This is a genomic window from Streptomyces pathocidini (genome assembly GCF_001418495.1).
Classification (GTDB): domain Bacteria; phylum Actinomycetota; class Actinomycetes; order Streptomycetales; family Streptomycetaceae; genus Streptomyces; species Streptomyces pathocidini.
Window position 1 is genome coordinate 1 of the sequence record NZ_LIQY01000411.1, and the last position, 9,002, is coordinate 9,002.

Below are 9,002 nucleotides of genomic sequence, written 5' to 3' on the forward strand. Positions count from 1 at the left end.
GGCCTGCATCGGCGCCGGAGTCATCGGCGGCGGCTGGGCCGCCCACTTCCTGGCCCGCGGCTACGACGTGACAGCCTGGGACCCGGCCCCCGACGCCGCCGGCAAGCTGCGCCGCCTGGTGGCCGCCGCCTGGCCCGCGCTGGAGCAGCTCGGCCTCGCCGAAGGCGCCTCGCCCGACCGGCTCACCGTCGCCGCGAGCCTCGAAGAGGCCGTCGCCGACGCCCAGTTCGTACAGGAGAGCGCCCCCGAGAAGCTGGAGCTCAAGCGCGGACTGCTGGCCCGGCTCGCCGCCGCCGCGCCCGCCGGGGCCGTCATCGCCTCCTCCACCTCCGGCTACCCCATGACCGACATGCAGACCGAGGCCGCCGACCCCGGCCGCCTCGTCGTCGGCCACCCCTTCAACCCGCCCTACCTCATCCCGCTCGTCGAGGTCGTCGGCGGCGAGAAGACCGACCCGGCCGCGGTGGAGTGGGCCTCCCGCTTCTATGAGGCGGCCGGCAAGTCCGTCATCACCATGGACCGCGAACTGCCCGGCTTCATCGCCAACCGCCTCCAGGAGGCGCTGTGGCGCGAGGCCCTGCACATGGTCGCAGGCGGCGAGGCGACGGTGCGCGACATCGACGCCTCCATCACCGAAGGCCCCGGCCTGCGCTGGGCGTTCATGGGCCCCTGCCTGACCTTCGCCCTCGCGGGCGGCGAGGGCGGCATGGCGCACATGCTCGACCACTTCGGCCCGTCCCTGAAGTCCCCCTGGACCCGCCTGGAGGCGCCGGAGCTGGACGAGGCGCTGCGCACGGCCATGGTCGAGGGCTGCGACGAGGCCGCGGACGGGCGCACCATCGCCCAGCTCGCCGCCGAACGCGACCAGGGCGTCATCGATGTACTCCGCGCCACCGGCCGTCTGCCGAGGCCGCGTTCCGACGAGGCGGGAGGGACCGAGTGAGCGACCGGCTCCCCGACTTCCGGCAGACCGTGCGGCCCGAGTGGATCGACTACAACGGGCACATGAGCGAGGCCTTCTACGTCCTGGTCTTCGGCCACGCCACGGACATGATGATGGCCGGGACCGGCCTCGGCGCCGGCTACCGCGAGGACACCGGCTGCTCCCTCTACACGGCCGAGTCGCACATCCGGTACCTGCGCGAGGTCGAGGAGGGCGCCGAACTCACCGTCCGTACGCGGGTGCTGGGGGCGGCCGCCAAGAAGGTGCGCTTCTCCCACGAGATGTACGTGGCTGCGGGCGAGGACGGGCCGGAGAGCGGGCCCGTCGCCACCACCGAGCTCCTCGGCATTCATGTCGACCAGAAGCTGGGCCGCGCCGCCCCGCTGCCCGACGCCGTACGGGAGCGGTTCGAGGCCCTGGTCGAGGAGGCCCCCGAGTGGGCGGGCCGCTCCATCGGCCCGGTCCAGCGGCCCGGTCGGCACGGAGGCGTGGAGCCCGGCCCTAGAGTGACGTAGGCGGGGGATCCCCGACGCGATCTCGAGCCAAGGAGCCAGGGTGCCGGCTGAATTCCTGACCGTGCTGACCACCACCGACAGCGCCGAGAAGGCCGAGGCGCTCGCGCGCGGCGCCATCCACGCGCGCGTGGCGGCGTGCGCGCAGATCAGCGCGCCGATCACCTCGGTGTACCGGTGGGAGGGCGCGATCCAGACCGAGCCCGAATGGCAGGTGCTCTTCAAGACGAGCACGGCGCGGTACCGGGAGCTCGAGGCGTACATCGAGGGCACCCACGCCTACGACACCCCGGAGATCATCGCGACCCCCGTCGTGCAGGGCAGCCCCGACTACCTCGCGTGGGTCGCGGCGGAGACGGCGAAGGAGGAGCCGGGCTCCTGAGGAGCCCTGCCGGAGCGGGACGGCTCCATAGGAGCGGCTTCCGGACCGGCCCCTAGGAGCCGGAAGGCACCGGCGGCTCCGGGGCCGGGCTCTCGTCCGGTGGCGGTTCCGTCGGGCCCGGCTGCTCCGTCCCGCCGCCCGGCGGGGACTCGTCCGGCCCCGGAGCCGTCGGGGTCTCCTGCCCCGGAGGCTCCGGCGAGGCGTCAGGACCGGGCCCGGTGGGCGTCCCGCCCTCCCCCGGAGGGGGCGCGTACGGGCCGTCGGTCGGGCGGGGCGCCGGCCGGTCGGCCGAGCCCGTGTCGCCCGCCGGGCGCGCGAACCAGCCGCCCGTGTCCGGGTCGAACAGCACGAAGCTCTCCATCGCGCGGGGCGCGGGCACCACGACCACCAGGTTCGACGCCTTGTAGCCGGGCCAGGCCTCGCCCCGCTCGTGCACCGTCCCCTTGATGGCCACCGGCGGCGTCAGCGGGTTCCCGCAGGCGCAGCGGACGCGCGGCATGCCGCGGTCGTCCACCAGCACGGCCGTACCGGCCTGGAGCACCGCCTGGAAAGCGGTCGCCCTGCCGTTCTGGTAGCCGTGGTTGGTCACCCGCGTGTCCGCGCGCAGCTGTACGGGCGTGAGTCCGCGCAAGTACGCCGGGATCCGGCCCTCGTTGATGCCCGCGACGCCCGCGAAGGCGCGGGCCTTCGCGCGGTCCGAGGTCAGGTAGTCGATCTGCTTCTCCACGTCGCAGCTCGCCTCGTCGCGCCTCCCGCCGTACAGGCCCGGCGCCGAACCCCGCACGGAGCGCACGGTGTTGGGCCCGCCCGTCTGCCCGTCCGACGGGCCCGGGCTCGGGCTCGCGGTGGGCGTGGCCGAGGGGAGCGAGGAGTCCTTCGCGGTGGAGTTGGTGAAGGGATCCGGTCCCTTGGAGGAGGCGCCCTGGAGGAACAGCTCGCCGCCCTTGCCGGACTCCCGCCCCGTGCCCGATTCGCCGGACGGGCGCGTGAGGATCAGGACCAGCGCCAGCGCGGCGATCACGGCCCCCGCGATGACCGCGATCCGCGGCGCGGACCGCCACCAAGGGGTGTGCGGGCCCCCGCCGTCGGGGCCCGGTTCCGGCTCCGGCGGCGGCCCGCCTGGCTCACTCGGCCCGCCTGGCTCACTCGGTCCGCCCGGTCCACTCGGCCCGCCCGGAGGTCCGGATCCGCCGCCGGGCGGCCGCTTCGACAGCGGTCCCGAAGGCGGTCCCGACGGAGGCCCCGAAGGCGGCTCGGCCGGTCGGCCGCCGCCCGAGGGCGACTCGGAAGTCACGCCTTCATTGTGTGCGCCGCTCCCGCACGCCCCGCAAGCGGACCCGCGGTCCCGTGCTTACGGTGGGTGGAGGGGGATGAACCGTACGAGACGGGGACGGACAGTGTGAGCCGGACGTCAAGCCCCGCCCCGCCAGGGGCGGCACCCGCACTGCGCCCCGTCCATGCCTGGCGGGACGCCCTCGCCACTGTGGCCGCGGCCCTGGTCACCATGTGGGTCGTCGCCACGCTCGGCCTGTGGGCAGCGGGCGCCGGAGCCCTGCCCTCCGGATCGTTCCCGCGCGTGGTCGCCGCCACCGTCGTCATGGCGGTCGGCGGCTCGGTCGAACTGCACGGCGACGCCGGGTTCCTCGCGGAGACCGACGCGGCCATCGACGTCGTCCCGCTGTCCGTGACGCTCGCCGGAGCCCTCGTCACCTCCGCCGCCTTCCTCGCGCCGCTGCGCTTCCGCGCCGTGGCCGACAGCCGCGAGATGCTCGGCCGCGTCGGACGCACCGCCGCCCTGTGGCTCCTCGCCATGCTCCTGCTGGCCCTGGTCGCCCGCCACACGTTCCGGATCTCCGTCGGCGGCGGCATCATCGAGGACATCGGCGAGGCGCTCGGCGCCACCCCGAAGGTGGGCTTCAGCGCCGAGATCGCCCCCACCATGGGCTTCGGCCTGCTGTGGCTGCTGGCCGTGCTCGCGATCACCTTCCTGGTCTCCCACCGCGCCCCGCTGCCCTCCCGGCTGCTGCGCTTCCAGGAGTCCGTGCGCCCGCCCGCGTACGCGATGCTGCTGGTGCTGCTCTGCTACGTGCTGATCGCGCTGGTCATCGGCCTGATCACCGCCATCACCCACGGCCACCCGGCCGAGACCGTCGCCGTCCTGCTCCTGGGGCTGCCCAACCTCGCGTGGATGGGCCTGGGGATCGGCATGGGCGGCTCCTGGCGGGGCCGCGTCGCCGAGGGCATCGGACTGCCGATGCCCCGCGTCCTGGGCGACGTGCTGCGCGTTCCGGGCGGCGGGGACGCGACGCTCGACCTCGGCTCGCTGGCCGAACAGGACGGCCGTGTCTGGCTCCTGCTGCCCCTGGCCGCCGTACTGCTCCTGGCCGCCGGATTCCTCGCGGCCGTCCACTCCCCGGCCCGTACGAAGCACTGGCGGCACGCCCTGCACATGGCCCTCGCCCTGGGGCTCACGACGCTCGTTATCGGGCTGCTCACCCGGGTCGCCGCGCACTACGGGCTCACGGTGATCGGAGTCGGGGACCTGGGGGAGGGGCTCGGCGGCGATGTGTTCCTGAGGGCCGACTTCCTGCCGCTCATCGGCTACGGGCTGCTGTGGGGGCTCGTCACGGGCTTCCTGGGCAGCCTGATGGCCAGGCGCGTGCGGCACCGCGGCGCCGTCACCGGCGACGGGCCCACGGGCCGCGACCAGCCCACTGGCCGCGACCGGCCCCCAGGCCCGGACACGGGCCGGGGCGGGCCCTAGGCGCCCGCCCGGAACACCGGGGCCGCCCAACGCGGCGGAGGCGGCGGCAGGTTCGCGGGTGCGTCGACGCGCGTGGGGGTCCTCGGCGCGGGACCGGCCGGGGCGCCGGCCCGGCCCGCCTCCCGCAGCGCGGCCACGAACGCGCGGCACGTCTCGTACCGCTCCTCCGGCGCCTTGGCCAGCGCCCGCGCCAGCACCGCGTCCGCCGCGCGCGGCAGATCGGGGCGCAGCTCGGACAGCGCGGGCGGCGGGTCGTACTGGTGCGCCCACAGCAGCGCCAGGTCCTCGTCGCGGCGGAACGGCGGGAAGCCGGTCAGCGTCTCGTGGACGACGCACGCCAGCGCGTAGACGTCGCAGCGGCCGTCGACCGGGCGGCCGGAGATCTGCTCCGGCGCCACGTAGTCGAGCGTCCCCACGAACTGGCCCGCGGTGGTGAACCCGGTCGGCGACAGCGACTTCTTCGTCAGCCCGAAGTCCGTCAGATAGACGTGCTCGGGGCGGTCGGGGTCCGTGCCCTCCGCGACCAGGATGTTTCCGGGCTTCACGTCACGGTGGACCAGGCCGTGCGCGTGCGCGGCGTCCAGGGCCGAGGCCATCTGGGCGGCGATCCGGCAGGCCGCCTCCAGCGGCAGGGGCCCGTCGCGGTCCAGCAGCGCCCGCAGGTCGCGCCCGGCGACATAGCGCATCGCGATGTAGAGCACGCCCTCGGCCTCGCCCGCCTCGAAGACCGGCACGATGTGCGGGTGGTCGATGGCCGCGGCCACCCGCGACTCGTGCGCGAACCGCTGCCGGAAGGTGTTGTTCCGGGCCAGTTCGGGGGCCAGCAGCTTGACCGCGACCGTGCGGCCGAGCCGCAGGTCCTGGGCGCGGTAGACGACGGCCATCCCGCCGCGGCCCACCTCGTCCTCCAGCAGGTACCCGGCGATCCGGCGCCCGGTCATCGCCGAGGTGTCGGGCGCGGTGTCGTGCGGGCTGCGCCCGGGCGGGCGCGGACCGGGACCGGAGCCGGGCGCGGTCATGAGGATCCCTGTCCGGGGCCGTGGAATCCGGCGCCATAGGAGCCGGATCCATGGGAGCCAGGGCCACTGGAACCAGAGCCGCCGGAACCAGGGCCGTCGGAGCCGGATCCGCCCGGGTCGGAGCTGCCGGAACCGGACCGATAGGAGCCGGATTCGCCGGAACCGGGCCCATAGGAGCCGGATCCGCCGGAACCGGCCCCATAGGACCCGGATCCGTACGGGTTCCGCCCCGTGTCGTACGGGATCTGCCCGGTCCCATAAGGCTCCTGCTCCGTCCCCTCCGGGGCCCGCCGCGTCTCGTCCGGCGCGCGCCCCGGCGCGTATGTCGTGAGCGAGGCGCCGTCGCAGTAGCACCAGCGCTCCTCCTCGGCGTCGTACAGCCACACCGCCCCGCCGTCCACCACGAGGCCCACCCGCAGCCCACCGGTGCGCCGCTCGAAGGTCTGGCCGTCGGTGTGCCCGGCGGCCAGGTCCTCGGCGGCCTGCCGGTAGCGCGCGAACTCCCGCTCCACGCGCGCGAGGAGCGGCCGCGGATCGGCCGTGCGCTCCGGCGCCCGCCCGGCGGCGGGCGGGGCCTGCGGCACGGACACCAGCAGCCGCCCGTCCACCCACGCCGACCAGCCGTTGGAGCACAGCACCCGCGCCCAGTCGCCCCGACGGTCGGTGACCTCGACCGGCAGCAGCGGGTCGAGCGGCGCGGACGGGTGCGCGCCGTCCGGCGCCGACCAGGTCGGCAGGCCCTCCCGGGGCACCACATGGCCCGGCCGGAAGGCGGGCGAGGGGTCGGGTCCTGTCATCCTGCCCGCCTACTTCCGCATCACCGCGGGCTCCTGCCTGCGCAGCAGCCTGGCGACCACCAGCAGGAAGACGGCCGAGAGGACCACCAGCATCCCCATGTTGACCAGCCAGGTCCCCGCGGAGTGGTCGAAGAGCGGATCCGCGGTCAGCCTGCCCGGCACGGTCCGCTGCAGACCCACCGTCCCCGCCATGGCGCCCAGCGCCCACCGCGCGGGCACGAGCCACGCCAGCTGCTCAAGCCCCACCACCCCGTTCAGCTTGAGCAGCGCGCCGCAGAACACCACCTGGACGAGGGTGAGGAGGACCAGCAGCGGCATGGTGACCTCCTCTTTCCGCACCAGCGCGGACACCACGAGACCCAGTGTCATCGAGGCGAATCCCAGCAGTGCGCCGGCCAGCGTGATCTCGACCAGCGGTGGCAGGAAGACCCCTTGGCCGCCCGGAGCGTTCAGATCCACGCCGACCAGCGCGACCATCGTCAGGACGACCGCCTGGGCGATCGTGATCAGTCCGAGAACCACCACCTTGGACATCAGATACGCGGATCTGGACAGGCCCACCGCCCGTTCCCGCTGATAGATGACCCTTTCTTTGACCAACTCCCTGACGGCGTTCGCCGAGCCCGTCAGCACGGCGCCCACGCTCAGGATCAGCAGGGCGTTGACCCCCGTGCTGTCGGTCAGCGCGCTGCCCGCCAGGGCGCGCGTCATCGCGCCCATCACGAACGGCAGCGCGATCATGATGGCCAGGAAGGTGCGGTCGGCGCTGAGCGCGGCCGCGTACCGCCGTACGAGGGTGAACAGCTGCGCGCCCCAGTTCCGTGCCTTCGGAGGGGGCACGGCGGTGTGCTCGACCTGGGGGACGAGGTCGGTCTGCTCGGTCGCGGCCTTGATGTGCCGCCGGTAGAGGTGCGACTCCAGGTACTGACCCGCCCAGTCCCGCTCCTTGTCGAGCTCGAACGCCTCGAACGCCTCCGGCCACTCCTCGAAGCCGAAGAACGGCAGCGAGTCCTCCGGCGGCCCGTAGAAGGCGATCCGCCCGCCGGGCGCCAGCACCAGCAGCCGGTCGCACACGTTCAGGCTCAGCACGCTGTGCGTGACCACGATGACCGTGCGGCCGTCGTCCGCGAGCCCGCGCAGCATGTGCATCACCGAGCGGTCCATGCCGGGGTCGAGCCCGGAGGTCGGCTCGTCGAGGAAGAGCAGCGACGGCTTCGTGAGCAGCTCCAGCGCCACGCTGACCCGCTTGCGCTGGCCGCCCGAGAGGCTGTGGATGGGCTGGTCGGCCCGCTCGTCGAGGCCCAGCTGGTAGATCACCTCGTGGACCCTGGCCTCCCGCTCCTCCGGGGTGGTGTCCTCGGCGAAGCGCAGCTGGGCGGCGTAGCCGAGGGCACGGCGCACGGTGAGCTGGGTGTGCAGGATGTCGTCCTGCGGTACCAGGCCGATGCGCTGCCGCAGTTCGGCGTAGTCGTGGTAGAGGTCGCGGCCGTCGTAGAGGACGGTCCCGTCGTCGGCGGGCCGGAGCCCGGTGAGCGCGTTGAGCAGCGTCGACTTGCCTGCGCCGCTCGGGCCGACGACGGCGAGCAGGGCCTTCTCGCCCACGGGGAAGGTCACGTGGTCCAGAAGGATCTTGCGGGCCTTGTCGGCGTATACGGCCAGGTTCTGGACGTCGAGCGAGATCTCGCCGGTGTCGACGTACTCCTGGAGCTGGTCGCCGACCAGCCAGAAGTCGCGGTGGCCGATCCCGATGATGTCGTCGGGCCCGACCTGCGCCCGCTTGACCTGCCGGCCGTCGAGGTAGGTGCCGTTGTGGCTGCCCAGGTCGACGATCTCGTAGCCGCCGCGCGGGAGCGAGCGCAGCTCCGCGTGGTGTCGCGAGACCGCGAGCTCGTCGACGAGCAGGTCGTTGTCGGGGGCCCGGCCGATACGGATCCTGCGCACCGGCGGCAGCGCACGTACGGCCGACGGATGCCGGAAGGTGTGGGTGGTGCCGGGGTGGTGGACGGAGGAGGGCAGCCGGAACCCGGTCTGCGGCCCGGACTCCGGGGGCGGGCGCTCGGAGAGGACGGCGCAGGGCCCGTCGGCGGGGTTGCCGAACCGGATGACGCTGCCGGGCCCGACGCCCGACTGCGCCACGCGCCGCCCGTCGGCGTACGTGCCGTTGGTGCTGCCCTCGTCCTCGACCAGCCAGTGGCCCGCCACGGGGCGCAGCACCGCATGGTGCCAGGAGACCCGGGCGTCCCGGAGCACGACGTCGCTCGCGGGATCGCGGCCCACGTGGTAGGACCGGCTCGGACTCATCACCCGCGAGTCGCCGTCGGTTTCCAGGACGAGCTCGGGTGCGACCGGTCGCTCTCCCATATGCGGAAGTTTACGGCGGAGGGCCGCGGCCCGCGGCGCGAGCGGAGCCGAGGCAGACCCGGGGGAGGGGCTGCCGTTCTTCGGGTACGGGACGCCGCGGCACGGCGGGGTCGGCCACGCCCCGTTCCTGCGCGGCAGAACCGAGCCCCAGGAGCCCGCCAGGACGCGCGCCTACGGCCCGCCCGTCACCCCGCGGACCGGCGCTCGGCCGCCGCGCCCCGCCG

The 9,002-nt window shown here is 74.4% G+C and carries 8 protein-coding genes; 4 read left to right on the top strand and 4 right to left on the bottom strand.

From position 1 onward, the window contains the following. From AOK16_RS18960 to cutA, 3 genes are all read left to right on the top strand, one after another. A partial coding sequence (locus AOK16_RS18960; RefSeq protein ID WP_055473411.1) for a 3-hydroxyacyl-CoA dehydrogenase NAD-binding domain-containing protein occupies positions 1–943 on the top strand: 943 nt, incomplete at its 5' end. Further along, the gene (locus tag AOK16_RS18965) at positions 940–1,458 is read left to right on the top strand and encodes a thioesterase family protein (protein WP_055473412.1); all 519 of its coding nucleotides are present in this window, start codon (positions 940–942) and stop codon (positions 1,456–1,458) included. The genes AOK16_RS18960 and AOK16_RS18965, both read left to right, overlap by 4 nt. 40 nt (positions 1,459–1,498) lie before the next feature. Continuing rightward, positions 1,499–1,837 (top strand): divalent-cation tolerance protein CutA, encoded by a 339-nt coding sequence (cutA, locus tag AOK16_RS18970; RefSeq protein ID WP_055473413.1) that lies wholly within the window; start codon positions 1,499–1,501, stop codon positions 1,835–1,837. Between the two features lie 52 nt (positions 1,838–1,889). Here the strand turns inward: cutA and AOK16_RS26670 are convergent, their stop codons facing one another. Beyond that, positions 1,890–2,858 carry a DUF6777 domain-containing protein gene (locus tag AOK16_RS26670; protein ID WP_157859264.1) on the bottom strand — a complete coding sequence of 323 codons (969 nt, stop codon included), beginning with the start codon at positions 2,856–2,858 and terminating at the stop codon, positions 1,890–1,892. Between the two features lie 378 nt (positions 2,859–3,236). On the opposite strand from AOK16_RS26670, the gene AOK16_RS18980 reads away from it, so the two are divergent. After that, the gene (locus AOK16_RS18980; RefSeq protein WP_240483644.1) at positions 3,237–4,601 is read left to right on the top strand and encodes a streptophobe family protein; all 1,365 of its coding nucleotides are present in this window, start codon (positions 3,237–3,239) and stop codon (positions 4,599–4,601) included. On the opposite strand, the gene AOK16_RS18985 is transcribed toward AOK16_RS18980, so the two are convergent. Genes AOK16_RS18985 through AOK16_RS18995 form a run of 3 tightly spaced genes read right to left on the bottom strand, consistent with a single transcriptional unit; the run spans position 4,598 to position 8,778 of the window. Continuing rightward, entirely contained in the window at positions 4,598–5,620 is a 1,023-nt protein-coding gene (locus AOK16_RS18985; RefSeq protein ID WP_055473414.1) for a serine/threonine-protein kinase, read from the bottom strand. The two genes, AOK16_RS18980 and AOK16_RS18985, sit on opposite strands and share 4 nt — an antisense overlap. Continuing rightward, a complete protein-coding gene (locus tag AOK16_RS27710) occupies positions 5,617–6,417 on the bottom strand; it encodes an SH3 domain-containing protein (RefSeq protein WP_055473415.1) in 801 nt (266 codons plus the stop codon). The genes AOK16_RS18985 and AOK16_RS27710 overlap by 4 nt, the downstream gene beginning before the upstream one ends. Positions 6,418–6,426: 9 nt before the next feature. Continuing rightward, on the bottom strand, positions 6,427–8,778 hold the full coding sequence (locus tag AOK16_RS18995) for an ABC transporter ATP-binding protein/permease (RefSeq protein ID WP_055473416.1): 2,352 nt from the start codon (positions 8,776–8,778) through the stop codon (positions 6,427–6,429). Positions 8,779–9,002 lie beyond the last annotated feature (224 nt).

Bases quoted from the DNA above. Each gene is read 5' to 3' on its own strand.
- AOK16_RS18985 (WP_055473414.1), bottom strand. From the start codon at position 5,620: ATGACCGCGCCCGGCTCCGGTCCCGGTCCGCGCCCGCCCGGGCGCAGC.
- AOK16_RS27710 (WP_055473415.1), bottom strand. From the start codon at position 6,417: ATGACAGGACCCGACCCCTCGCCCGCCTTCCGGCCGGGCCATGTGGTG.
- AOK16_RS18995 (WP_055473416.1), bottom strand. From the start codon at position 8,778: ATGGGAGAGCGACCGGTCGCACCCGAGCTCGTCCTGGAAACCGACGGC.